This window comes from Echinicola shivajiensis, assembly GCF_018642165.1.
Classification (GTDB): Bacteria; Bacteroidota; Bacteroidia; order Cytophagales; family Cyclobacteriaceae; genus Echinicola; species Echinicola shivajiensis.
In genome coordinates this window covers 39,417-65,111 of record NZ_JAHHZM010000014.1, presented here as the reverse complement: position 1 = coordinate 65,111, position 25,695 = coordinate 39,417, and the positions used below count along the sequence as shown (strand labels likewise).

General features: G+C 39.6%; 24 protein-coding genes. 11 read left to right on the top strand and 13 right to left on the bottom strand.

The features are described from left to right. Positions 1 to 8 precede the first annotated feature (8 nt). The 10 genes from KMW37_RS17850 to KMW37_RS17805 all read right to left on the bottom strand — a co-directional run bounded on the left by KMW37_RS17850 (position 9) and on the right by KMW37_RS17805 (position 9,256). On the bottom strand, positions 9 to 329 hold the full coding sequence (locus tag KMW37_RS17850; RefSeq protein WP_215226021.1) for a 2Fe-2S iron-sulfur cluster-binding protein: 321 nt from the start codon (positions 327 to 329) through the stop codon (positions 9 to 11). 15 nt (positions 330 to 344) lie between these two features. After that, positions 345 to 1,349, bottom strand: coding sequence for an NAD(P)/FAD-dependent oxidoreductase (locus KMW37_RS17845; RefSeq protein ID WP_215226020.1), 1,005 nt, complete (start codon positions 1,347 to 1,349; stop codon positions 345 to 347). A gap of 92 nt (positions 1,350 to 1,441) precedes the next feature. Beyond that, complete coding sequence (locus tag KMW37_RS17840) at positions 1,442 to 1,879, bottom strand: MarR family winged helix-turn-helix transcriptional regulator (RefSeq protein ID WP_215226019.1); 438 nt, start codon at positions 1,877 to 1,879, stop codon at positions 1,442 to 1,444. A 131-nt stretch (positions 1,880 to 2,010) separates the two neighbouring features. Next, complete coding sequence (locus KMW37_RS17835) at positions 2,011 to 3,009, bottom strand: ABC transporter ATP-binding protein (protein WP_215226018.1); 999 nt, start codon at positions 3,007 to 3,009, stop codon at positions 2,011 to 2,013. Further along, positions 3,009 to 4,061, bottom strand: coding sequence for an iron chelate uptake ABC transporter family permease subunit (locus KMW37_RS17830; RefSeq protein WP_215226017.1), 1,053 nt, complete (start codon positions 4,059 to 4,061; stop codon positions 3,009 to 3,011). The genes KMW37_RS17835 and KMW37_RS17830 overlap by 1 nt, the downstream gene beginning before the upstream one ends. A 9-nt stretch (positions 4,062 to 4,070) precedes the next feature. Continuing rightward, the gene (locus KMW37_RS17825) at positions 4,071 to 5,207 is read right to left on the bottom strand and encodes an ABC transporter substrate-binding protein (RefSeq protein ID WP_215226016.1); all 1,137 of its coding nucleotides are present in this window, start codon (positions 5,205 to 5,207) and stop codon (positions 4,071 to 4,073) included. A 114-nt stretch (positions 5,208 to 5,321) separates the two neighbouring features. Then, a complete protein-coding gene (locus KMW37_RS17820; RefSeq protein ID WP_215226015.1) occupies positions 5,322 to 5,915 on the bottom strand; it encodes a hypothetical protein in 594 nt (197 codons plus the stop codon). A 14-nt stretch (positions 5,916 to 5,929) separates the two neighbouring features. Then, positions 5,930 to 7,189 (bottom strand): LVIVD repeat-containing protein, encoded by a 1,260-nt coding sequence (locus KMW37_RS17815; RefSeq protein ID WP_215226014.1) that lies wholly within the window; start codon positions 7,187 to 7,189, stop codon positions 5,930 to 5,932. A gap of 105 nt (positions 7,190 to 7,294) precedes the next feature. Continuing rightward, positions 7,295 to 7,708, bottom strand: a complete 414-nt coding sequence (locus KMW37_RS17810; protein ID WP_215226013.1) for a nucleotidyltransferase substrate binding protein — start codon at positions 7,706 to 7,708, stop codon at positions 7,295 to 7,297. A gap of 93 nt (positions 7,709 to 7,801) precedes the next feature. Beyond that, positions 7,802 to 9,256 carry a S1C family serine protease gene (locus tag KMW37_RS17805; protein WP_215226012.1) on the bottom strand — a complete coding sequence of 485 codons (1,455 nt, stop codon included), beginning with the start codon at positions 9,254 to 9,256 and terminating at the stop codon, positions 7,802 to 7,804. A 378-nt stretch (positions 9,257 to 9,634) separates the two neighbouring features. Here KMW37_RS17805 and KMW37_RS17800 point away from each other — a divergent pair, with 378 nt between their 5' ends. The 5 genes from KMW37_RS17800 to KMW37_RS17780 all read left to right on the top strand — a co-directional run bounded on the left by KMW37_RS17800 (position 9,635) and on the right by KMW37_RS17780 (position 17,198). Then, positions 9,635 to 10,798, top strand: coding sequence for a 1-deoxy-D-xylulose-5-phosphate reductoisomerase (locus tag KMW37_RS17800; RefSeq protein ID WP_215226011.1), 1,164 nt, complete (start codon positions 9,635 to 9,637; stop codon positions 10,796 to 10,798). 6 nt (positions 10,799 to 10,804) lie between these two features. Further along, a complete protein-coding gene (rseP, locus tag KMW37_RS17795) occupies positions 10,805 to 12,124 on the top strand; it encodes an RIP metalloprotease RseP (protein ID WP_215226010.1) in 1,320 nt (439 codons plus the stop codon). A 137-nt stretch (positions 12,125 to 12,261) separates the two neighbouring features. Further along, on the top strand, positions 12,262 to 14,745 hold the full coding sequence (gene lon, locus KMW37_RS17790) for an endopeptidase La (protein WP_215226009.1): 2,484 nt from the start codon (positions 12,262 to 12,264) through the stop codon (positions 14,743 to 14,745). Positions 14,746 to 15,023: 278 nt separating this feature from the next. Next, positions 15,024 to 16,424, top strand: coding sequence for an ATP-dependent protease ATPase subunit HslU (hslU, locus tag KMW37_RS17785; protein ID WP_215226008.1), 1,401 nt, complete (start codon positions 15,024 to 15,026; stop codon positions 16,422 to 16,424). 48 nt (positions 16,425 to 16,472) lie between these two features. Further along, positions 16,473 to 17,198, top strand: a complete 726-nt coding sequence (locus tag KMW37_RS17780; protein ID WP_215226007.1) for an SDR family NAD(P)-dependent oxidoreductase — start codon at positions 16,473 to 16,475, stop codon at positions 17,196 to 17,198. On the opposite strand, the gene KMW37_RS17775 is transcribed toward KMW37_RS17780, so the two are convergent. Next, the gene (locus KMW37_RS17775; RefSeq protein WP_215226006.1) at positions 17,195 to 17,692 is read right to left on the bottom strand and encodes a SixA phosphatase family protein; all 498 of its coding nucleotides are present in this window, start codon (positions 17,690 to 17,692) and stop codon (positions 17,195 to 17,197) included. The two genes, KMW37_RS17780 and KMW37_RS17775, sit on opposite strands and share 4 nt — an antisense overlap. Positions 17,693 to 17,783: 91 nt before the next feature. On the opposite strand from KMW37_RS17775, the gene KMW37_RS17770 reads away from it, so the two are divergent. Next, positions 17,784 to 17,978 carry a cold-shock protein gene (locus tag KMW37_RS17770; protein ID WP_215226005.1) on the top strand — a complete coding sequence of 65 codons (195 nt, stop codon included), beginning with the start codon at positions 17,784 to 17,786 and terminating at the stop codon, positions 17,976 to 17,978. A gap of 55 nt (positions 17,979 to 18,033) precedes the next feature. Here KMW37_RS17770 and KMW37_RS17765 read toward each other — a convergent pair whose 3' ends face one another. Next, positions 18,034 to 18,324, bottom strand: coding sequence for a hypothetical protein (locus KMW37_RS17765; RefSeq protein WP_215226004.1), 291 nt, complete (start codon positions 18,322 to 18,324; stop codon positions 18,034 to 18,036). 9 nt (positions 18,325 to 18,333) lie between these two features. After that, on the bottom strand, positions 18,334 to 20,037 hold the full coding sequence (gene polX, locus KMW37_RS17760) for a DNA polymerase/3'-5' exonuclease PolX (protein WP_215226003.1): 1,704 nt from the start codon (positions 20,035 to 20,037) through the stop codon (positions 18,334 to 18,336). Positions 20,038 to 20,139: 102 nt separating this feature from the next. On the opposite strand from polX, the gene KMW37_RS17755 reads away from it, so the two are divergent. The 5 genes from KMW37_RS17755 to KMW37_RS17735 all read left to right on the top strand — a co-directional run bounded on the left by KMW37_RS17755 (position 20,140) and on the right by KMW37_RS17735 (position 25,639). Then, positions 20,140 to 21,759, top strand: coding sequence for a transcriptional regulator (locus KMW37_RS17755; RefSeq protein WP_215226002.1), 1,620 nt, complete (start codon positions 20,140 to 20,142; stop codon positions 21,757 to 21,759). A 147-nt stretch (positions 21,760 to 21,906) separates the two neighbouring features. Further along, on the top strand, positions 21,907 to 22,458 hold the full coding sequence (gene pyrR, locus KMW37_RS17750; RefSeq protein ID WP_215226001.1) for a bifunctional pyr operon transcriptional regulator/uracil phosphoribosyltransferase PyrR: 552 nt from the start codon (positions 21,907 to 21,909) through the stop codon (positions 22,456 to 22,458). 2 nt (positions 22,459 to 22,460) lie between these two features. After that, entirely contained in the window at positions 22,461 to 23,384 is a 924-nt protein-coding gene (locus KMW37_RS17745; RefSeq protein WP_215226000.1) for an aspartate carbamoyltransferase catalytic subunit, read from the top strand. A gap of 168 nt (positions 23,385 to 23,552) precedes the next feature. Then, positions 23,553 to 24,920 (top strand): cystathionine beta-synthase, encoded by a 1,368-nt coding sequence (locus tag KMW37_RS17740; RefSeq protein WP_215225999.1) that lies wholly within the window; start codon positions 23,553 to 23,555, stop codon positions 24,918 to 24,920. Between the two features lie 89 nt (positions 24,921 to 25,009). Further along, positions 25,010 to 25,639, top strand: a complete 630-nt coding sequence (locus KMW37_RS17735) for a hypothetical protein (RefSeq protein ID WP_215225998.1) — start codon at positions 25,010 to 25,012, stop codon at positions 25,637 to 25,639. Positions 25,640 to 25,695 lie beyond the last annotated feature (56 nt).

The following is a 25,695-nucleotide window of genomic DNA, read 5'->3' as shown; positions in this document are numbered from 1 at the left end:
AGGAAATTCTAGTTTTCTTCTCCTCTAAGTTTGAAGATTGCTCCCTCAAGTGCATCGCTTATTCTGATTTGGCAGGCCAAACGACTTGTTGGGAATAGTTCAGGTAGGGTTTCCAGCTGGTCAAGTTCTACGTCAGTAGCATCTCCCAACCCGTCTTTACCGTCCAAAACTTCCACGTGACAAGTTGCACAAAGTGCCATACCTCCACAGGTAGCCAAAACTGGGTATTCAGATGCCTTCAGGACTTCCATCAGGCTTAGGCCCATATCTCCAGGGGCTTCAATTGTTTGACGGTTTCCGTCGTGATCTTCTACTTCAAATGTTACCATAACGCAAAAATATAATTAAAATGCATTAACACCATTAACGGTAGTGTATTTAAAGCTTAATTTTTGATCAGGGTAAACAAATTTGAAGGCACTGTGGCACATCAATGCAGCTTCGTGGAAGCCACAAAGGATCAATTTAAGCTTGTTCTCATAGGTGTTGATGTCACCGACAGCATAGATTCTTTCCACATTGGTAGAATAGTCTGTGGTATCTACTTCAATGGCATTTTTGTCGATGTTCAATCCCCAGTCTGCAATTGGTCCTAGTTTAGGACTCAATCCGAACAATGGAATCAAATAATCAGTATCCACTACAATCTCTTCTTTTGCCTTGTTTTTCATGGTAACACTTTGGAGGTGTCCGTTGCCAGAAATTTTGGTCAAATTAGAGCTTAGGATCAAGTCAATTTTACCATTGTTGGCAAGGTCAAATACCTTCGCGGCTGAATCTGGAGCTCCTCTAAAAGTCTCATTTCTGTGAACCAATGTTACTTTTTCTGCAACGTCAGCAAGGAAAATAGTCCAGTCAAGGGCTGAATCACCACCACCCGCTAAAATGACTTTTTTATTTCTGAATTGCTCTGGATCTTTCACCATATAAGTGATGCCCTTGCCTTCAAAGCTTTCAAGGTTTTCCAAAACTGGTTTTCTAGGCTCGAAGCATCCAAGACCACCTGCAATTACAATGACCTGAGCGTGGATTTTTGTTTTGTCACTAGTAGTCAAAACAAAAGAACCATCATCTTGCTTTGTCAAATGATCCACTCTTTCTCCAAGTGAAAAGGTAGGGTTAAAAGGTGCAATCTGTTTCATCAGATTGTCTACCAATTCCTGGGCTTTTACTTCAGGGTAGCCAGGAATATCATAAATAGGTTTTTGTGGATATATCTCTGAGAGCTGTCCACCCACCTGAGGCAATGCGTCGACCAGGTGACAACGCATTTTTAGCAAGCCTGCTTCAAATACGGTGAATAATCCTACTGGTCCGGCTCCGATGATGCAAATGTCAGTTGTTATCATGGTATGATTTAATATTTACTTGCTGCTAGCAAGGTGAATTGTCCAATTTTCGTGCAAATATAAGGAGGAAATCGGCCAATTCCATGAGTTATTTAAAACTGTTCTAAATTAGTGTAGATTGTGTTGAGGATTCTTTTGAATTCTTCAAAGTCCTTCTCATTCAATTTTTCCCAAGCCTTTTCTCTGATGACAGAGATTTTTGGCTTGAGCTCCTCCACTTTCTCCTGCCCTTCTTTTGTAAGAAGGATCTGAAAGCTCCTTCTGTCGGCAGGATTAGGGCGCCTTTCGGTGTATCCTTTTTTGCAAAGGATGTCAATTATTCGGGTTAGTGTTGGTTGATCCTTAAAAACCAAACCGGCCAATTCTGTTTGACTTAAGGATTCATGATCCGCAAGTCTCTTGAGTATGAGCCATTGGTCTACCGTGACATCAAAATCACCATTTTTAAATTTTTGCTGGGCATATTGTTTTACCCGTCTGGCAGTTCTGTCCAACAAAAATGAATATTGACTAAATTGTTCTTTTGTCATCGCAATTATTAGTATGACAAATATAATGGAAAAATGTTTTAGGAAAAACAAAACCCTATAAAAAAGATAGGGTTTATGGTTTAATTTTTTTTTACCCGCGTTTTTTAAGCATTTTGGAGTGTTTTTCGAGGTTAAAAAATTAGCGCTCTGATCATTTCCAATGTTGTGTGGATGTCAGTGGAGGTCTGTTTTGATTGGCCCTTGGAAACTGTAATGGTCAAAGGATTTTCATTGATCTGTACCTCCAGATCATCTGGCAATTTGATGTTGTTTTTTTGTAGTGCTAGCTTTAACCATTGCCTGATGTGCTTTGCTCCCTTGATTTGGGGATAATCTGAGGCATGTTTAGGCCTGATTTTTCCTAATTCCAGATCAAACAGTAATTGCCCGTTTGTTAGCAATTGGTTGATGTCTCCAGATATGATCAAGTCTTCAGGGCTCCCGCATAGCAGGGGAGAGCCGCACTGCATAATCCATAATTCATCAGCAGTTTCTATGGCAATGTCAAGATCATGGGTGACGATTAAAATGGATTTTTTTTGCTGCTGGGTGATGTCCCTCAATAAATGCATGATTTCATAGCGGTTCACCAAATCCAAGTGGGCAGTAGGCTCATCCAGAATAATAAGGTTTCCGTCTTGGGCAAGGGCTCGGGCAATCATCACCTTTTGTAATTGTCCATCACTGATTTCAGAAATGAACTGGTCCTTAAGGTAATAGGTTTTGGTTGCTTGTAGGGCCTCAAGGATGATTCTATTGTCTTCAGGGGTAAGTTTACCGAGCCAATTAGTGAAAGGAGTCCGGCCTAAGCTTACCAATTGTTGGACTGTAAGGTTTCCTCCCATGATTCTGTCCGTAAGCACTACGCTGATATTTTGGGCCAGTGATTTGGCTGGATGCTCATGGATGTCCTTGTTCAAGAAGAGAATTTGACCACTGAGGCAGGGGATTTGCCCCATGATGGTCTTGATCAGGGTGGATTTACCCACCCCATTTGGTCCAAGTAGACATGTGAGCTTTCCTTTTTTCAGCTGAAAGGACAAGGATTCTGCAAGAACATTGGTGCTTTTTCTTTTTGCATAACCAATGCTGACTTGTTTTCCTTCCAATATGGTGGGTTCAGCTTTCATTAAAATTCATTGCTAAAGTTTCTCTTCAAAATTAACCAAATAACCAAAGGGGCCCCAAAAAGTGAAGTAATCACGTTAATTGGTAAGGTTTCAGCGGATCCTGGTAATTGACTAATGGCATCACTGGCCAGTAAAAAGGCGGCTCCTATCAAAGCAGATGCAGGAAATAATATTTTGTGATCACCTGTTCTAAAAACCATCCTTGCCAAATGAGGAACGGCAATTCCAATAAATGCAATAGGGCCACAGAAAGCAGTGGCGCTTCCTGCTAATAGTCCAGTACTGATGATCATGGTCCATCTCAGTGCCTTAATATTTACACCCATACTTGTAGCATACCTTTCCCCCATAAGCATGGCATTGTAAGATTTTACCATGATTAAAGCAGGAATGATTCCTAATAGACAAACCAAACATAATATATATAGTTGGCTTCCACTTATTCCTCCAAGACTTCCCATGGACCAAATGGTGAAGAGTTTTAGGTCTTCTGCATTTCCAAAATAGGACAGGACACTTACTATGGCTCCAGAGGCACTACCAAACATCAGCCCAATGATGAGCAAGGTCATACTGTCCTTAATTTTCCAAGCTGTCAGGCTCATTAACAACAGTATCGCAATTGCCCCTAAGCTTCCAGAAATAATAATCCCCCAAATGCCCCAAGTGAGATAATTTCCTGCATTACTGGCCAGGCTCCAACCGAAGGCGCTGCCTCCCAAAATTAAGATGGCGACTCCTAAGCCTGCGCCGGAACTAATGCCTAAAACATATGGGCCTGCCAATGGATTTCGAAAAAAAGTTTGCATTTGTAGACCACTAAGAGATAGCGAAATGCCTACAATGATGGCTGTTAGGGCTTTTGGGACTCTATAATCAAAGAGTATAGTGCTCCAACTTGGTTTAGTCATTGGGCTACCGAAAAGTCCCCCTAATAATTCTCCGAATGGAATATAAACAGAACCAACTGCTATATTGATTAGAAATAGACAAAGGACCAGAGTTGATCCAGAGAAAAGTAACAGACTGGTATGTTTTTTTGCAGATTGCAAGCTTGAAGGCTAGTTTAATTTTTGGTAAAAATAAGGTTTGTAGTCCGGTAATTGCTCAGGGTGGAAGATTTTTATCAAATCCTTTAAAATAATGTCAGGCCTTGAGTATCCAAGTTCAAAGTACTCCAACCCACCTGTAGCTCCGCGGGTGAGAGAAAATGTATATACCTGACCTTTCTGAAAAGAACGGAACTGGGTGTAACGTTGGTCAGCGTTTTTCATGTTTTCGAGATTGGTAAATTCCCCAGTACTGATCCAGACATCTGCATTCATGCCTTTGTCCAATACATATTCATAACTGAGTTGAAGGCTTCCTGAATTGATGTCTTCATCGAATATATAGTCACTGCCGGCATCCTCAAGGAAAATAGCTCCCCAATTATTTCCTGCGGGTGCATACCAAATGTCCTTGTACATATTGCCACTTAATACGCTAGGTAAGGAGTCAAGGTCGGCATTCACAATGCTTTCGCGGAGGCTTTCGTAATTGTTTTTTACTTCATTATATAATTCAGTGGCTTTTTCCAACTTGCCAGTAAGGGCTCCGGTGAACTTTATCCATTCAGCCCTACCAAGAGGATGTTGCTCCAGATAGTCACCATTTATAACATTGGGGATATGGGCCTTGTTGAGTAATTGCAGATCTTTGAGGTTGTCTCCTAAGGTGGATATGATTACTAAATCTGGATTGATATCCAAAATCTTTTCAATATTGAATTTTGCACCACCGCCCAATTCTTCTACTTTGCCATCTGTGATCTGCTGTCTGATTTCTTTTGAAGAAATTAAATCAAGATTGGGAAACGCAATGAGTTTATCGCTTATGCCCAGTCTGTCCAAATGAGGAATTTGGGTCGTTGAAGTAAGTGTGATTTTTTGAACATTGGGATCGATGATAGCATCGTATTGGCCCTTGGGGAATTGGATGTCTTCTGCATCTTTGACCAAGTAACTGAATGGTTTATGCTCGCCGGGGAAGCCGTTTTGAACCTTGATCAGCTTGAACCCTTCGCCTTGGTAAATCTTAAAACCTACGGCATAGTCCAGTTTAATTTCTTCTAAGGAAGCTGCTTGAATTTTACTTTTTTTTGGTGAACAGGCAAAAACAAGTAATAGGATAAAAATTAAGGGTGAAATTATTCTCATCACGTATTGGAACCCTTTAAATTATTAATGATTATTGATTAAATATTAAATAAGGCGTTTGGCCTTAGAAAACTGAAATCAAAAATACATCTAGGGTTTTTATCTACCAACTTATCAGAAAAATACTCCCAATCGAATAGATGCCCGATTATAGATGAATGTTTCTCTAAAGATGGAGCGGTAACCTGGAGGAAGCCCATTGGCCCCATTTGTGTTTCCAGGATCCAAAGTGCCTTCTGACTTGGAAATGACCTGTCTTTTATATCCTAAACTTAAACTAAATTGACCTTTGCCTTTGGTTTTTATTAGCATACCGACGATTGGGTTAAGCAAGAATCCGCCTTCTGTCCAACTGGTTCGACTGTCTTTTTCAAATGGTACAGACCCTACTCCAGTATCCAAGCCTGCCAAAAATGAAATTTTTCCCTCGGATGGTAGTATGGCCCTAGCTCCTAAAGCAAAAGGAATGATGATGGTTTGGTTATAATTGTCTAGCCCAGTAGTGAAGCCTATGCTTAACCAATTATTGGCCTTTACTCCATTGAAGGTTTGAAGAGTGAAGGATGTATGAGGACCCACGGATTGATTGTTTTGTAAGATGCCTATTTCCGTATGATTGGTGAAAGGAAGCGTCTGAGCCAAGACACTTCCTCTTGAAAAAAGAATTATCACCAGAGCTAAAACAATCCAACTAAATGTTTTATTCATGTATGCCATATAGTTTAGTACAATTCCTGTTTTTCGATTTCCATGCAGCTTAGTTTGATTAGTTTGCTTGGTGTACTGTAGTCATATTGGCAAATCACATTGTTTCCGATGACGATAAGGGACTTTGGGCCAGGGATTAGATCAATAGCGTTAAGGTTTTTCAGGTGCTCCATTTGGTTCTCGTCAATTTTCATGACGTCATTTACCTTAAAGCTTTTTAAACCGAATTGCCCTTCACAGACAAAAAGGTTTTCACCGGATAATCCAAGTCCATGAGGGTTTTCCATGGGGTATGATTTCAATAAATTAGGCTGAGAGGGATCAGAAATGTCCAGCACTTCTAGAAGGTCCACTCCCTGTTGACAGAAATTCCCACTCCTTAAAGTGACAAAAGCGTAATCATCATTTGCTACAACTGGATCGCAACTGGTCAAGTGGGAATATACTGATAATTGTTCTGGGGAAGCAGGAGAGGATATGTCATAAATGTGCATACCCGTGGTGGAGCCAATAAATAGTTTGTCCTTGAATGGGTAAATTGTTTCGATTCCCCATCCTAAACCTATTTGTTTTACAAATTCAGGATTTTCTTTTTGGCTAATATCAAATAATCTCAAGTCCTGCTCATCGACAGCATACAAATGACCTTTGGCTAAAGTAAATCTGGCCATAGAGCCGCCTTGGCCGAAATTCCCCCCATCACCATTGGCAAATGCAAGCATGTCCGATTCAAAAAAGAAAGGGCCTTCCCAAGGCCTAAAGGGTCGCTCTGAAGTCAGTACTGTATCTTTCCAAATGGTGAATTCTCCAGTTTCAACGGCGCTATAATGATTTCTAAAAACATCTTCTTCCCTGTCCAAAAGTTTTATTTTGAATGGATTGCTGACATCGAATGATAAGAGGTCAATATAACTGTCGGCATATAAAATATTATCGTTTATGGCCAAGTCAGCAGTGCCGGGGATTTCAATAAAGACAAGGTTCTTGGGGGCTGATGGATCAGTATTATCTATGACGTGTATTCCCTCGTCAGGTTCGCTGATAAATAGATAATCACCAAAAATATAAATCTTACCTGTTTTATTGATGGTTCGCGGTTCAGTTTGTCCAACACTCATCTCTCGAAAAGTGCTCGTCTTGATAGAGACAGGGTATGTTGTTTCATAAGTGTAGGTGCTTTCTACTTGGTCTTGGCAGGCAGAAAAACATAGCACTACTGTTAGTATCAAGAGCCAGTCGGGTAAAAAGCGATGAGCTAGTAAGGATCGATTCATAGCCAATTTTTTTTAGTTAAAAATGCTTTTAACCTATAGACGCAGAATCTAACAGAAGTGCTACAGTTTTTTGAATAAAAATTTTGAAAAAATAATGAAGGTGTTTTAAAAGAGGATGTTCTTCATATGGTTTTCAAAATTTTCAAATAGATGGATGTAGTTTTTTAGGATGTTTTGGGTGAGGGTGTCATTTGTGTTCTCGGTATACAAATCAGTAGCTTTGATTCTTTGAATGATCATGTCGAGCCAGCCTTTGCCATCATCAATTAATTCCTCATTAAAAGCATCCAAAGTTACATCCCTTGATCCAGAATAGGGAGGCCTACCTTGGTCCCTGAAAAATTCTGTCATCGTATTTAGAGCAAGTTCATGCGTGAGTTCAAAGGAACGATGAAGATGTTGTTCTGATTTGGGATTAATACCTCTGGTATTAATTTCCTCGATTACTTCTTGCAATTCTCTAAGTGAGATTGAAAAGTCCTCAAAGCACTTTTCACAGGTTATTGGCTGGGTCTTCATATTGTTGTCATTTTTCTAAAAATACAAAATTCCAGCAAAAAAGCACCGAAAAATAATCGGTGCTCATAATTTAATTTTGCTCTAAATAATGGTCTAACGGACACTATAAGATTGTCTGAAAGCCCTACCTCTTGGGGTCAATCCTTCGATGACCAATCTTCCGCTATATTCCTCCAAGAATTGGCCTATTTCCTCGGGATCCTTAGCTGGCTCGCCATTTATCTTTGTAAGAATAAATCCATTTCCTAAGCCCAGTTCATTTAGATAGCCTCTGGTGAGTGAGGTGATTTTTATGCCATATTCTATTTGCATTTTGTCCTTCTCAACAGTATTTACTGCCTCCAGCCTAGCTCCTAAAAGAGCTGAGGAATAGAAGGCCCTTTTTATAATGCCCGTGCTTCCTTCAAGATTTTCAAGTGTAAGCTGCGCTGTCTTTGGTTTTTTGTCTCTGAAATAGGAAATGTTGATTTTGTCTCCTGGGTAGTAATAAGAGAGCACTTCCTCAAAGCTGCCTTTTCCAGTTATTTTTGTTCCGTCAATTCCCGTAATGACGTCATTGACTTGTAATCCTGATTTTTCGGCAGCTCCATTTCGAATGATATGGCTCACCACTACACCGTCTAAGGACTCCAGATTCATGTCCTCAGCAAGTTCAGGGGTGATTTCCACCGCTTCAATACCTGGGATTGCTTTTTGGACTTCTCCGTATTTAATCAAATCATTGGCTATTTTAGAGGCAATATCTGCCGGCACAGCAAATCCATAGCCGGTATAGGATCCTGTTCTTGAGAGGATAGCGGTATTGATACCTACCAGTTCTCCCTTGATATTCACTAGGGCTCCGCCAGAGTTGCCAGGGTTAATGGCAGCATCAGTCTGTATAAATGATTCCAAAGGGAAGTCACCACCTAGGATATTGATTTGCCTTTCCTTTGCAGATACAATTCCTGCAGTAACGGTGGAAGTAAGGTTAAAAGGGTTGCCTACTGCAATTACCCATTCCCCGATTTTGAGGTCTTTACTACTGCCCTTTTTTATGGCGGGTAATCCCTTTGCTTCAATTTTCAGAACAGCAATATCTGTATTCAGGTCCGTACCTATAAGTTTGGCTTGATAGGTTTTTTTATGATGCACCACTTCTAAGGTTTCTGCATTTTCTACTACGTGATTATTGGTGATGATATAACCGTCCTCTGAGAAAATAACCCCAGACCCGGTGCTTACACTGGGAGCTTGGCTTCCCTGGGGGCCAAAGAAAAAGTCAAACATACTGTAGCGGCGGTAGTCCGAACCCGAGAAATTCTTGATGAACACCACCGATTCTGTGCTTTTTTCGGAAGCTTCCACGAAAGATATGGGTACATTCAGGGCAGCACTTGCTCTTCTGGGACTTTCTTCTGTGTAGTTTACTTGATGAGATATGTTTTCTTTTCTTGTAAATTCATTTGAATCTGCATTTGCATCGTCCATTAAAAACTCCTGATGAGACCATGCACCCAAAATGCCTGCAGAAAAAGCAATAGCAATAGTTTTTAAATTTTTTTGCATGAGACTATTATTTTTGAATCATTGAATAAACGGTCTTTTTAAATTTAAGATAAACTCTTTAACATTTTTTAATATTTCTATAGGCTGAGTTTCTGTCTAATTATCAATGTTTAGAATTTTCTTTGTACTGATTATTAACTAAAACTCGTATATGTTAAGAACAGGACATATGCATGGGCAAATGGATATCCGATGCTGAACGCATCACCAATTTGTCCAATAAAAATATGGCTAAGTAAATGCCAAATTGCCTAAGGGTGAAAAAGTGGCAAAAAACAAAGGAAAAGTCTTTGAAGCTTGTAAATTTGTCAGCTTATTGAGAAGCCTTTAGAATTGCCAAAGAGACAAAAAGTCTCCTTAAAGAGAAATTAGACATCAATGTCAAATAAGAAAAGAGTGGCCCTTTTGGGGTCAACAGGAAGTATAGGAAAGCAGACCTTGGAGGTTATTGCGAAGCATGAGGATAGATTTGAGGTCGAGGTTTTAACCGCCCAAAATAATGTTGATTTACTCATTGAGCAATCTTTGGCTTTTATGCCCAATGCAGTTGTAATTGCCAATGAGGACCATTATCTGAAATTAAAAGCGGCATTGGATCCGCATTTTATAAAGGTATATGCTGGTGAAGCAGCATTGGCTCAAGTGGTGGAAATGGACAGCATTGATATTGTCCTTACTGCTTTGGTAGGATATTCTGGTTTGTTGCCAACCATCAGTGCGATCAATGCAGGGAAGCAGATAGCGCTTGCCAATAAGGAAACTCTGGTGGTCGCTGGGGAGTTGATAACTAAAATAGCCCAGGAAAAAGCAGTGAATATTTATCCTGTGGATTCAGAACATTCAGCTATTTTCCAGTGTTTAGTCGGTGAGTTCCACAATCCCATTGAAAAGCTTATTTTGACAGCTTCGGGAGGCCCTTTTAGGGGGAAGGATAGTGCCTATCTGGCCAATGTTACCAAAGAGCAGGCATTGAAACATCCCAACTGGGATATGGGGGCAAAGATCACAATAGATTCCGCTTCTCTGATGAATAAGGGATTGGAGGTGATTGAGGCGAAGTGGCTGTTTGGCGTCAGTGCTGAGCAAATTGAGGTGGTCGTACATCCACAATCTATCATTCACTCCTTAGTCCAGTTTAGGGATGGGAGTATGAAAGCACAACTTGGACTGCCAGATATGCGTATTCCTATTCAATTTGCATTGAGTTATCCGGATAGGTTCGAATCGGATTTTCCAAGATTTGACTTTAGTCAGTATGCTTCGCTGGATTTTGAGGCGCCAGATTTGAAGACCTTTAGGAATTTACAGCTGGCCTTTGATGCACTTGAAAAAGGGGGGAATACTCCATGTGTATTAAATGCTGCCAACGAAATTGCTGTGGCCGCATTTTTGAGGGACGAAGTGGGGTTCTTGGAAATGTCAGATGTAATCGCTGAAACAATTGACCGGGTGGACTTTGTGTCCAAGCCTGCTTTGGAAGACTTTATAGAGACTGACAAAAAGGCAAGAATAATAACGGAAGAAATAATTAAGAATAAATAATAAAACATGGATACTTTAATAATGGTGGGCCAACTCCTGCTAGGACTGTCAATTTTGGTGGGCCTGCATGAAGGAGGTCATATGCTTGCAGCAAAGCTGTTTGGGATGAGAGTGGAGAAGTTTTCTATTGGTTTTCCGCCAAAGATAGTAAGCTTTAAATATGGAGAGACTGAGTATTCCCTAGGGGCGATTCCCCTGGGCGGTTTTGTGAAGATTTCAGGCATGGTGGATGAATCCATGGATACAGAACAGTTGAGTTCTGAGCCTCAGCCTTGGGAATTTAGGGCTAAACCAGCCTGGCAGCGATTGATCGTGATGCTGGGAGGTATTATTGTCAATGTAATTACCGGTATCATTATTTTTATTGCCCTAGTTTATAACCGAGGCGAAACTTATTTTTCAAGGGACCAGATTATAGAGCATGGTATTGTTGCTTATGATATAGGGCAACAGATAGGATTTCAAGATGGAGATAAGGTGCTTGATGTAAATGGTCATACTTATGAAAGTTTGGCTGATCTGTCCAGTGGTGATGTGCTTTTAAGTGAAAACGGGTATTACACTGTTGATAGGGATGGTGAAATCCTGAAAATTGAAATACCGAGAGGTTTCATCAACTCTTTCTCCAATAAAGAAAGTCTTTCTAATTTCATAGACATTGGGGTGCCTTTTACCATTAAGGAAGCCACCAAAGGTAAGCGTGCAGCTAGTTTGGGATTGAAAGATGGAGATAAGGTATTAGCTGTTAATGATCAAAAAATAAGGTACTTTTCAGACTTTCAGCGTGTGTTGGAGGAAAATGCAGGTAAGACGATTGAACTGTCCTTTGAAAGAGACGGCCAGGCAAAATCTGGGAGCATGGAGGTTTATGATGATGGCACCATTGGTGTTTTGGTCAATCCACTTATCCAGCCGGTAAGAAAAGATTTCACCTTCAATGAATCTATAGGGAAAGGAACGGAGAAAGCATTTAGTGTTGTGATCGTGAATGCAAAAGCATTAGGGAAAATGTTCACCGGAGAGGTTTCAACTAAAAATGTTAGTGGACCTATCGGAATGGCCAAGATATATGGCAGTCAATGGGACTGGGTGAAGTTTTGGAGTATCACAGGATTGATTTCCATGATTCTGGCCTTTATGAATTTACTGCCTATTCCTGCTTTGGATGGTGGCCATGTTGTATTCTTGCTATATGAGATGGTTTCAGGTAGGAGCCCTTCAGAAAAATTCCTAGAGAATGCTCAGAAAGTAGGTATGGTTTTGCTACTAGCCTTGATGGTGTTCGCGATTGGTAATGATATATTGAAATTGTTCACCGGAGGTTAAGGAATGAAATAGATACTGCCATTTTGTACCATTTAAAACATTGGCATATCCATTGAGTTTAGTAGAAGAACCTTTGAATTTAAAGGTTCTTCTTTTATTTTAAATTTAAATATGACAAAATAACAGTCATTCTCTATATGAATAAAAACAATAGTCCATTATTTCAATCATTGATCGTAGGAGATTTTGCAGGTGAGGGAGATCTGATCCAGTTGATCACTGATGATGAGGACGATGATCAGTCGCAAAATGAGGATTATGCAGAAGAGATTCCTATTCTTTCCGTAAGAAATACTGTGCTTTTCCCTGGAGTGGTTATACCAATAACTGTTGGTAGGGAAAGGTCTATCAAATTGGTTAAAAAGGCCCAGAAGGGAGATAAGATGATCGGGGTATGTGCCCAGATCAATCCTAATAATGACGACCCTTCCTGGGATGATATTTATCAAGTAGGTACCATTGCTAAGATAGTGAAGATGATCGTGCTTCCCGATGGAAACACGACTATTATCATTCAAGGAAAGAAAAGGTTCAAAATCAAGGAGCAGGTTTCTGAGGATCCTTATTTTCAGGCAAAGGTAGATTACTTGTCAGAGAACTTTCCTGAAGGCAATAAGGAAATCCAAGCTTTGGAAGAGTCCTTGAAGGAAGCGGCTGTTAAGATTTTGCAATTGAATCCTGATATTCCTAGAGAAGCCCAAGTTGCATTGGATAATATCGATAATACTGCTTTTTTGACTCATTTCTTGTCCTCAAACATTAATGCACCTGTAGAGTCCAAGCAAAAATTGCTTGAAATCAATGATGGGTTGGATAGGGCTACCTTGCTTTTGGAGTTCATGATGAAGGATATCCAGATGCTGGAGTTGAAGAGTGAGATTCACAAAAAAGTCCATACGGATATTGACCAACAGCAAAGGGATTATTTCTTGCGTCAGCAAATGAAGGTGCTTCAAACGGAGCTTGGAGAAGAAGGGCCGGAAAAGGAAGTGGAGGAACTTCGTTTAAAGGGTAAATTGAAGAAATGGCCTGAAGAGGTAGCCAAGCACTTTGAAAAGGAATTGGATAAGGTGTTACGGATTAATCCTTCCGCTGCTGAGTATCCTATTGCTTTGAATTATGCGGAGGTAATGGTGGAACTGCCTTGGAATGAATTCACGGAAGACAATTTTGACCTTAAAAGGGCCAAGGAAATCTTGGATAAGGACCATCATGGTCTGGATAAGGTCAAAGAAAGAATTATAGAATATCTGGCCGTATTGAAACTTAAGAAAGATCTGAAAGGTCCGATATTGTGCCTTTACGGCCCTCCTGGTGTAGGTAAAACTTCGTTAGGTAAATCAATCGCCAAGGCCTTGGGCAGAAAGTATGTTCGTATGTCACTTGGTGGACTGCATGATGAAGCAGAGATCAGGGGACATAGGAAAACTTATGTAGGCGCTATGCCGGGTAAGATTATTCAAAACATGAAGAAGGTGAAAACTTCTAATCCTGTATATGTTTTGGATGAAATTGATAAGCTAAGCTCAGACTTTAGGGGAGATCCTTCTTCTGCTTTCCTTGAGGTGTTGGACCCTGAGCAGAACAGTGCTTTTGTGGACAATTACCTTGAAGTGGATTACGATTTGTCTAAGGTGTTATTCATTGCTACAGCCAATTCACTTGAGAGTATCCAGCCGGCTTTGAGAGATAGGATGGAAATTATCGAAGTGACGGGCTATACTATGGAGGAAAAAGTGGAGATTGCTAAAAAGCACTTAGTTCCGAAGCAAAGAAAAGAACATGGATTAAAGGCAAAGGATATCAATTTTGATAAAGCTGCCATCGTAAAGATTATAGAAGATTATACCCGTGAATCAGGGGTGAGGAGTCTGGAAAGGCAGATCGGTACGGTAATTAGAAATGTTGCCAAGTCGATTGCCATGGAAGAGGATTATCAGAAAAAGATCAGCCCAGATATGGTTCGGAAAATCTTGGGAGGTGAAATTTTTGATAAGGAAATGTACCAAGATAATAGTGTAGCAGGCGTGGTTACCGGGCTTGCCTGGACATCAGTGGGCGGTGAGATTTTATTTATTGAATCGTCTTTGAGCAAGGGAAAAGGAAAGCTTACCCTTTCTGGACAGTTGGGAGATGTAATGAAAGAATCAGCCATGACTGCTATCTCCTATCTGAAGTCAAAAGCTGAGAAGTATGGGATCGATAATAGGGTTTTTGATAATTATGATCTTCATATTCACGTGCCTGCGGGCGCGGTACCAAAGGATGGCCCTTCAGCTGGTATTACCATGTTGACTGCCCTGGCTTCTGTCTATACTCAAAGAAAGGTTAAGGCCAAGCTGGCAATGACTGGAGAAATCACTCTTAGAGGTAAGGTGATGCCAGTAGGAGGAATAAAAGAAAAGATCCTTGCTGCCAAAAGGGCGGGAATCAAGGAAATTATTCTTTGTAAAAGAAACCAAAAGGATATCGAAGAAATCGACGATCAATACATAAAAGGAGTGAATTTCCATTTTGTGGATAATGTAGACGAGGTCCTTAGGATTTCCCTGTTGAATACCAAGGTGGATGAGCCTTTGAAATTTTCCTTCGAGGAAGCCTCAAAATCTGTTGAGGCTTAAGAAATATAGTACCATGACCGGCAGCAATCGAATTGCTGCCGGTTATTTTTTGAGCAAAGGTCATTGGTTGTTCATTTGATTTTGACCTCCTTAGGTCCACTAATATTAAATGATTTACGTTCAATTAGGAATGGTGAAAAATGCTTGAGTATATATTGGGTGAAAGCATTTTTAATTTGAACTAAAGTTTTGTCGGTATGTTTTATGTGTTAGTACGGCAAATCAAAAAGGATAAAAATTGGAATCAGCTTTGTCTGGTTTCTTGATATACAGAAAATATGAAAGAAATTAATAATTTGACCCCAAAGCAAATTGTCCATGAATTGGATAAATATATAATTGGACAAAGGGATGCAAAAAGAAATGTGGCCATTGCCCTTAGAAATAGGATCAGGCGAATGATGGTTAAAAGTGATTTGCAGAAAGATATTGTTCCCAATAATATCTTGATGATTGGGTCTACAGGTGTGGGTAAAACTGAAATAGCGAGAAGGCTAGCAAGTGTGGCCAATGCACCTTTTACCAAGGTGGAGGCTTCAAAATTCACTGAAGTGGGGTATGTTGGCCGTGATGTGGAGAGCATGGTAAGAGACTTGGTAGAACAAGCAATCAATTTGGTGAAGGAAAACAAAAATGAGGAGGTAAAGGAAAAGGCAGCGGAGAATGTAGAGGATATTTTACTGGATATTCTTATCCCGCCGGTGAAGACAGCGGGTTTCAGTACTTCGAGATCTATCAGTAATGGTGATTTTGATCCTGAAAAGGCTTCCGAGCAGGAATTGAACGAAAAGACCCGAGAGCGTTTCCGTGAGAAGTTAAAAAATGGAGAGCTTGAAGAAAGGAAGATCGAAATCAATGTGAAACAATCTTCACCAGTGGGTGTAGGGATGATTGGGAATGGCATGATGGATGATGCAAGCATGGCAGGCTTACAGGATATGATCAGTGGGATGATGCCTAAAAAGACCAAAAAGAGAAAGGTAACCATTTCCGAAGCGCGTAAAATATTAATGGAAGAGGAAACTTCTAAGTTGATTGATTTTGATGAAGTAAAAGAGGAGGCCATTTTCCTAGCTGAAAATAATGGAATCATTTTTATAGATGAGGTAGATAAAATTGCTTCAAAAAGTGGAAAAAATGGTGGAGGACCCGATGTAAGCCGAGAAGGTGTTCAAAGAGATTTACTCCCAATCGTAGAAGGAAGTTCTGTGAATACGAAGTATGGTCTCGTTCATACGGACCATGTGTTGTTTATCGCAGCTGGAGCGTTCCATGTGAGCAAACCTTCAGATTTGATCCCTGAGTTGCAGGGCAGATTCCCTATTCGTGTAGAGTTGGATAGTCTTAGTCAAGAAGATTTTACGAGAATTCTTAAAGAACCAAAAAATGCTTTGACCAAGCAATATCAGGCTTTGTTTGGAGCAGAAGAGGTAGTACTGGAATACACAGATGAGGCGATAGAGGAAATTGCCAGGATTGCTTTTAAGATCAATGAAGAAGTAGAAAATATTGGAGCAAGAAGGCTGCATACAGTGATGAGTCATTTGTTGAATGATTTTCTATTTGAGGTGCCGGATACTATTCAGGCTAATTCACGAATAATGATCACCAAGGATATGGTGGATGAAAGGCTGAGTTCATTGGTTCAAAACAGAGACCTATCCCAGTATATACTATAATTCAAGAAGGAGGCGCATTGGCCTCCTTCTTTGTTAAAGAAAATCAGTATGAAGAATCTGTATATTTTAACTGGCTGTAGTAAAGGTTTGGGAAAGGCTCTTTTAGATACTTTGCTGGAAGACGAGGAGAATAGGGTTGTAGGAATAGCTAGGTCTGCCATGGAAGTTAGAGAAAGGTTTGTTCATTTGCAATTGGATTTGGGCAATACTTTGGCATTGATTAAATCCCTGTCTGATATTTTCCCTGACGGTGATTTTGATAAGATTGTTTTGATAAATAATGCCGGTTGGATAGGAGAGATCGCTCCTTTGGGAAAGCTAGAAGCTGAAGGTATAGCCAAGATCCATGCAATTAATGTAGTGGCTCCTGCGATATTGATTAATGAGTTTGTCAGGAAATATGCTAAGCGAAAAGTTGAAAAGTTGGTAGTGAATATTTCTTCAGGAGCTGCAGTAAAGGATATAGACGGTTGGTCAGGTTATAGCAGTTCAAAGTCAGCATTGAATCGTATTTCCAGCGTTGCCCAAGTCGAGAGTGAATTAAAGGGGTATGGGATAAGGTATTTTGCATTGGCTCCGGGGATTGTTGACACGCCCATGCAAGAGGATATTAGGTCGGCAAAATTGGAGGATTTTAGTGGGCTGGAAACTTTTAAGTCCTTTAAGTCCAATAATGAACTGAGTTCGCCCGAACAGGTTGCCAAAAAAGTGGTTTACCTAATTGAGCATACTGATAAGTTCAATGGGGTAATTCATGATGTTAGGAAATTTTAATTTCCAGTTTGGTTTTTGGGGAAATCAAAGAACCAAACTTTAGCATTGCTGGGACTTATTTTTTCCCAAGAATCTGTTTCAAAGATAAAACCAAACTGTCCGCAAGTAGGGAGATTGTCAATTTCCCCTCCCAGTCGTTCAACCAAATCATTGAGGCCAGGATTATGTCCAAAAACAAAAGCGATATTTTTACTATTTGGAATATGCCTAATGGTTTTTAAAATATGACTAGAGGAAGCATGGTACAGCTCCCCAGTAAAATTGATCTTGTCAGGTGAATATTCTAAGTTTTCAGCAGTTATCAGAGCTGTTGTTTTGGCCCTTTCAGCATCAGAAGAAAGTATATAATCTGGCTGGATATTTTTCTTTTTTAATCTTTGCGCCATTCTAGGAGCATCCCTCAAACCTCGTTCTGCTAGGGGCCTTTGATGGTCCTCCAAAAAAGGTTCCGCCCAAGAAGATTTGGCGTGACGGTATATTACTAATTTTTTCATAATCATAAGATACTAAAAAAACATATTTGTTTTTTGAATGAATATTTTTACTTTAATAATTCGTTTTTAACCACTAACAATTTTATTTATTATGCTTACCGGAACTGTCAAATTTTACAATGAAGCAAAGGGGTTTGGTTTCATCATAGACGATGAAACCCAAAATGATGTCTTTGTTCACGCAACTGGGCTTGTGGACAAAGTCGAGCAAAATGACAAAGTGTCTTTTGATGTCAAAGAAGGAAAAAAAGGATTGAATGCTATTAATGTGAAAAAAGAAGAATAGTGTTTTTTAAGCCATTTTTTGCAAAAAGAAAAGCGCATCAAAAATGCGCTTTTTTTTATGTGTTAAGAAAAAAGAATAGGATGGAAACAGCCAAAACTATGATCATTCTTTTTGATTTATCGAGAATTTCTTGTGGTAATTTTCTTTTTCGGATTACCAATATGGCCAAACTCAAAGCCATAAATTGTGCCCCTAAGCCAAAACCATTTAGAAAGAATATTTTCTCAGGATCAGCGAAGGATATGACATTGTTGATTAAGGGAATAAAGCAGAGGGCAATCCCTACTATGCCTATGGTAAAAGACCTTTGCAATAATTGCTTAGGGTCTTTATTGGTTAAATTCATTGTGGAGCCTTATTTGATTTTTGATTTTCTTTCTTTGAAATAACGATCGATTTCTTCTAAACTCAGTGCGTTAAAGGTCATTTCTTTACTCAACCCTCCTTTTCTACCTACCAATACACCATATTTCATATGCGCATAGCCTGCCTTTTCGTGAGCATCAGGATTGATAGAGAGTTTGACTCCCTGCTCCAATGCATAATGAACCCACCTCCAATCCAAGTCTAACCTCCATGGATTGGCATTTATCTCAATGACCACTTGATTTTCTGCACAGGCATCTATGATGGCTTTATGGTCTATAGGATAGCCTTCCCTTCTGAGCAAAAGCCTTCCCGTTGGGTGACCCAAAATGGTAGTGTATGGGTTTTCTATGGCTTTTATCAATCTGTCAGTAGCCTTTTTTCGATTCATATTCAAACTACTATGAATGGAGGATACGATAAAATCAAAGGAAGCAAGTATGTCGTCAGGATAATCTAAACTTCCATCTAGAAGGATGTCACTTTCTATGCCACTGAAAATTTTAAAGGGTGCCAATTCCTCATTGAGCTTTTTAATTTCTTTTTGTTGCTCTTCCACCTGCTCAATGGAAAGTCCTCCTGCATAAGAAGCCGTTCTACTATGGTCAGAGATACCTAGGTATTCGTAGCCAAGTTCTTTGCAGTATTCGGCCATTTCTCTAAGACTATGTTTACCGTCACTGTAGGTAGAGTGATTATGGAGGATTCCTTTCAAGTCAGTTTCCTCCAATAAGGTCGGAAGCTTATTTGCCTTGGCCAGCTCTATTTCAAATTGCCCTTCTCTCAATTCAGGCAAAATATAGGCAAACCCCGCCTCTTTATAAGCTTCTTGCTGTGAACTAAAAGTCTTGGATTTGAAAAAACTGCCCAGTCTTTGCTCGGCATCTACAGGTGCCATTAGATGGGCATTGCTTGGCGTTCGCAATAACTGCTCCTTTACGAATGAGCTTTGCTCAGTCGCAAAGATGGTGATTTCTAGTTCTTTTTCCTTGAGCTTTCCTCTCCAAGTAAAGGGGCTGGAATTTTTTTTGCATTGCTCTAAAGAATCTATTGCGTTTATCTTTTGAAAGACTGTATTTCGGTTATCTGTGCAAATGATCCATTCTGCCTTTTCTATAATTTCAGATTTTCTTGCGTATTCACCTGTAATGGCAATATTGTCTTTTCCAAAAAGCTGTTCGAATTCGCTCTGAAGTGTTTCTACATCGGACTCCACATCAGCATAGTGCCATTTCCCCTTATTGGAAGCGATGAATTCCAGAGATTGAATGATGCTTTCCTGTGTTTTAGCACCAAAGCCTTTTATTTTGGCCACTTCTCCTGCTTGGCAGGCTTCAAGAAGTTCATGTACAGAGGTGATGTTAAGCTCTTTCCAGAGAACTTTGATCTTTTTGGGACCAAGACCTTTTATTTCCAATACCTCCAAAAGTCCTTTAGGTGTTTCCGCTAAAAGCTCATCAAGGTATTTATGGGTGCCCGTTTCCTGAAGTTGTACAATTACTTCAGCAATGCTTTTACCAATGCCATTGATTTTTTGCAGCTCTTCTTTTGTGAGGTTTTCCAGGCTAATATTCCCCTGGTCTATAGAGTAAATCGCTGAAGTATAGCTTCGGATTTTGAAAGCGTTTACTTCATGGAGCTCCATTAACTGGGAAGTTAGTTTCAGTATTTTGGTGATTTTTTTATTGTCCAAAGCGATCTGTTGTTTTCGGATTTTGAATGGTACAAATGTCCGGAATAATTGTTTTAAAATAAAATCATATGCCTTATCTTAAGGAATAATCAAGTTATAAATATGCGCTTAGAAACAAATAAAGTACTGTTATTATTTTTATTGATATTCTTTGTTCGAACGGAGGGGATGGCACAAGTCCAATTTGTGCAGAGAACGGAGGTGCCAACAGAATGGGATGATTATGATTATATTGTGATGCCTACAGGTGATGGGACCATTGCCTTTAGAGCCAAAGCAGAAAGAGGCTTGAACTCCCGCCAAAAGTTACAATACTTTACCACAGATCGGCAGTTGAATACCTCCCCGGTTTACGAATTTCCTGTAGAAGACTTTTATAACCTTCTGGGCTTTGATCTAGACGATGAACATTTGTATTTGTTGTTTCAAGAGGGAGAGTCCTTTTCTGGAGACAGGATTATCTATACAGTAAGCCTTGAAGACCAGGTTATGACTTCTGTGACATTGGAAAATGTGCTGGACATGGAGTTGCAGGAGTTCCTGGTGATGGAAGAGAAGGCCATTTTAATGGGCATGATGGATTATAGGCCGGCCATCCAGGTTTTTGATACCAATAGTGAAGATGTCATTACTATACAGGGGGTTTATCAAAACGAAGCCAGTATACTACAGTTAAGGAAAGATCCTGAACTAAGGGTCTTTGATGTTTTGGTGAGCAAAAGGGACAGGTATAAAAAACGGTCTCTTTCTTTGATGACATTTAATTTGGAAGGAGATAAGCTTAGGGAGGTAAAAGTAGAGCCCAACGAAAAGCCAGATATGGAAATTGTAGAAGGGGTGCTCACTCCCATTTTGGATTATAAACAGGTGTTGATCGGTCCTTATGGAGAGCGAAAAAGGGAACCGAATATAGGGCTTTATATGGCAAGGATCAATGAGTTTGGGGAGTATGAAAACCAATATTACAACCTGGAGGATTTTGAAAAATTCTACAATTACCTGCCGGAAAATCAACAAGAACGAAGGGAGAAATCCTTGGAGAAAGCCATTGAAAAAGAAAAGAAAATCACCATTCCCAATAGTTTGGTAACTAGAGAGGTTATTACAGACCAAGGTAATTATTTGATTTATAACGATTACTACCTCACCAGTTCAGGGAGGTATTCTCCAAGGGATTTAATGTATTCGGGTGATTTTTATCGTTATGCTCCCATGGGGATGCGAAACAGGGTTTTATCCTCCGGAGCGTACCCATGGTATTATTCTGGTTACCCTAATCGAACCATTAATAATGAATACAAATTTATGGCTGCCCAATTTGTGCTTTTGGATGAGCAGGGAAGGATGATTTGGGATAATTCACTAAGTCTTGACGATGAAACGAGAGTAAGCCCTGGTAAATTTGGGGAAGTGAGTTATGATGGTCATAACCTGTTTTATATGTATTTAGATGAAGACAAACTCAGACTAAGTTTATTGGAAGATGGAGAAGTAGTTTATCAAAATGTGGAGTTTGAATTGGAGCTGATGGATGATAATGAGCGAATCCGAGATACCCTGGATGAGAGCTTATCACTGTTTTGGTGGTATGAGGATTACTTTTTGTTGACAGGCAAGCAAAAAATCCGCTTTTTGGACCAAGAGGGTAAAGAAAACAATCGGGAAATTTTCTTTATGTCAAAAATTAAGGTTTTGGCATCAATAATGCCAGAAATGGAATAATAGGGGATACTAAAATGAGATGGAGCAGGGAATGAAAAGTGTTTCTATTCAGCCTGATATGAAATCGGGCTTAGATTCATGTTTTATAATCAGTTTATTCAAAGGCTGAAAGTAATTTATTTTTATATTTGTGCTCAAATCACAGCTATGCAAAAAAGACTCGTCTTAGACCAAAAGCAAATAGCCATTACCTTGGATCGGTTTTGTCATCAGTTGATTGAAAATCATGATGATTTTGAAAATACGGTACTTTTGGGGCTTCAGCCCAGAGGAACCTTGGTATTGGATAAAATAGTCAAGAGGCTAAAAGAAATCAGTGGAGTAGAAGTCCCTTCAGGGTACCTGGATGCCACCTTTCACCGAGATGACTTTAGGAGGAGAGATATTCCCTTGAAGGCAAACGAGACTAAAATTAATTTTTTGATTGAAAACAAGAAGGTAGTGTTGGTGGATGATGTCCTTTTTAAAGGGCGTTCTGTCAGGGCAGCCATGGATGCAATGATTGCTTTTGGCCGGCCTAAGAAGGTGGAATTAATGGTGTTGATTGATAGGAAATATACCAGAGATTATCCCATAATGCCTGACTACTGTGGTAGAAAGGTAAATACCCTAGAAAGTCAATATGTAAGTGTAGAGTGGGCTTCCCAAGGTTTTGCCCAAGATGCGATTTGGATCACGGAAAAAGAAGTTAAAAGCTAATAATGCAACAGCTAAGTACCAAACATTTATTGGGTATCAAAGGACTGACAGCAGAAGATATCCAGTTAATTTTCGAAACTGCTGATAATTTTAAGGATGTTATCAATCGCCCTATTAAAAAGGTGCCTTCCCTAAGGGATATTACCATTGCCAATGTATTCTTTGAAAATTCGACTAGGACGCGTTTATCCTTTGAATTGGCAGAAAAGCGGCTTTCAGCTGATGTAATTAACTTCTCATCAAGTAATAGCTCTGTTAAAAAAGGAGAAACCCTCATCGATACGGTGAACAATATCCTGTCCATGAAAGTGGATATGGTTGTGATGAGGCATAGTAGCCCAGGTGCTCCTCATTTCCTTTCCCAGAATATTAATGCCAATATTGTGAATGCAGGAGATGGAACTCATGAACATCCTACCCAAGCCTTGCTTGATGCATTTTCGATAAGGGAAAAACTAGGTGATGTAGCAGGGAAAAAAGTAGCCATAATCGGGGATGTGCTGCATTCTAGGGTGGCACTTTCAAATATATTTTGCCTTCAGAAATTGGGTGCTGAGGTGATGGTTTGTGGCCCCGTTACTCTTTTGCCTATGTATATCAGCAGTCTGGGTGTGAAGGTGGAATATGATGTGAAGAAAGCCCTACAATGGTGCGATGTAGCCAATGTTTTGAGGATCCAATTAGAAAGGCAGCAAATTAAATATTTCCCTTCTTTGCGGGAGTATTCGCTATATTATGGTGTTGACAAGAAATTGTTGGATCAACTGGATAAGGAAATCGTCATTATGCACCCAGGACCTATCAACAGAGGGGTCGAATTAAATTCAGATGTGGCAGATAGTGAGCATTCGATTATCCTTAACCAAGTGGAAAATGGTGTAGCTATTAGGATGGCAGTGCTTTATCTTCTGGCAGGCGTTAAATAAGACATATAAAAGATAGACAAAAGGAACAGTCGGCAATGGCAGGCTGTTCCTTTTTTTGTTTACTAGGGAAGGATTTTTTGACCGTTTTTGTTTAATTAAGTAGGTGTAAAGTTCACTTCGCAGAAGTGGGAAATATTTGTAAATTGCTGTAAAAATAATCTATTAGTCATGATATATAATTCCATTATAGAGACCATAGGCAATACTCCTTTAGTAAAGCTGAACAAACTGAACAGCGGAATAAAAGGCCAGGTATTGGTGAAGGTGGAATATTTTAACCCAGGTAACTCCGTTAAAGATCGAATGGCCATAAAAATGGTGGAGGATGCTGAGAAAGAAGGGATATTGAAGCCAGGAGGAACTATTATCGAGGGAACTAGCGGAAATACAGGTATGGGGCTTGCTTTGGCTGCTATTGCAAAAGGATACAAATGTATTTTTACTATGGCTGACAAACAGTCCAAAGAGAAAATTGATGTACTTAAGGCCATGGGGGCTGAGGTAATCGTTTGCCCTACCAATGTTTCGCCAAATGACCCAAGGTCATATTACTCAGTCGCTAAAAAATTAAATGCGGATATCCCTAATTCTTTTTATCCTAATCAATATGATAATCTCTCCAACTGGAAAGCGCACTATGAAACTACAGGGCCGGAAATATGGGAGCAGACTGAAGGGAGAGTTACTCACTTTGCTGCTGGTGTAGGTACTGGTGGTACTATGAGCGGGACTGCGAAGTATTTGAAAGAGCAAAATCCTGATATGGTTTCTATAGGAATTGATACTTATGGGTCTGTCTTTAAAAAATATAAGGAGACCGGACAGTTTGACGAAAATGAAATTTACCCCTATTTAACAGAAGGTATAGGGGAAGATATCATTCCGGAAAATGTGGATTTCTCTGTAATTGACCATTTCGTGAAAGTAACCGATAAGGATGCGGCTATTATGACCAGAAGGTTGTCTAAAGAAGAGGGGCTGTTTGTTGGTTGGTCATGTGGATCGGCAGTTCATGGGGCTCTTGAGTATGCCAAAGACAACTTAAAGGAAAACGATGTGATGGTCATCATTCTGCCTGATCATGGAACGAGATACCTTGGAAAAGTATATAATGATGACTGGATGCGTAATCATGGCTTTTTGGAAGATATTACCTTTGGGACTGCTAGGGATATTATCGCAGGGAGAAATGGTAATTATGAATTGGTCGTGGCAAGGAAAGGAGAGAAAGTCAAAAATGCCATAGAGGTAATGAATGAGAAAAGTGTTTCCCAAATTCCTGTAATGGATAATGGACAGGTGATAGGAAGTATAACCGATAATAAATTGCTAAGTAAAATTATTGTAAAACCAGAGTTGAAGGATGCGAATGTGGAGGAGGTGATGGAAGAATCCATGAAGTTTGTAGCCATGGACAGTACTTTGGATGTGCTTTCTTCGATGGTAGATAAGGATAAAGCAGTGCTGGTAAGGGATGATTTACATCAGATTCATATCATTACCAAGCATGATATTTTAGGGGCGATTACTAAATAGTTTTAATTCGCTCCCTTTTACTTGAATTAAGATTCGATAAAATAAAAAATACACGGTAATTTGCCGTGTATTTTATTTTAAATGAAAAAATGGATAAAAACAGTTTAAACCACCTGATCGAGACCGGTTATGATTTTGATGTAAAACAAGTGTTCCAAAAAGGTTGGGAGCTATTTACCATGAAGCCGCTGTTTTCAATAGGTTTTACAGGTTTTATATTGTCGTTGCAATTGCTTTTCGTTTTATATCTAAAAGAGTATGCAATACTGTACAGTGTTTTTCTTTCGGGACCTCTTTTTTCAGGGTTCTATTTGGCTGCAAATAAGATGAAGTCGGGTGAGGAAATCATTTATCCAGATTTTTTTAAGGGCTTTCAATACTATATTCCCATCATTTTGATCTGGCTGATAGGCCAAGTTTTGGTTTCTATCGGATTGATAATTTTTGTTGTTCCAGGAGTTTATCTTATGGTGGCTTATATGTTTGCCATACTCCTTCATATTTTTGCCGGTTTGGACTTTTGGGACTCATTAGAGTATAGCAGGAAGCTGGTAACGGTGAATTGGTGGAAGTTTTTCACACTTGTACTTATTTTTATTGTTATCAATGCAATTGGATTGTTTTTAATTGTAGGCCTATTTATTACCATTCCTGTATCTTTTTATGTCGCTTATTGTGCTTTTGAGGAAGTTACTCAAGAGGCGCTGCATCAACAATAAGGCACGATTTTGGTAGTGTCAAATTTGTTGCGAAATTTGTTGAAAATCAGAGAATT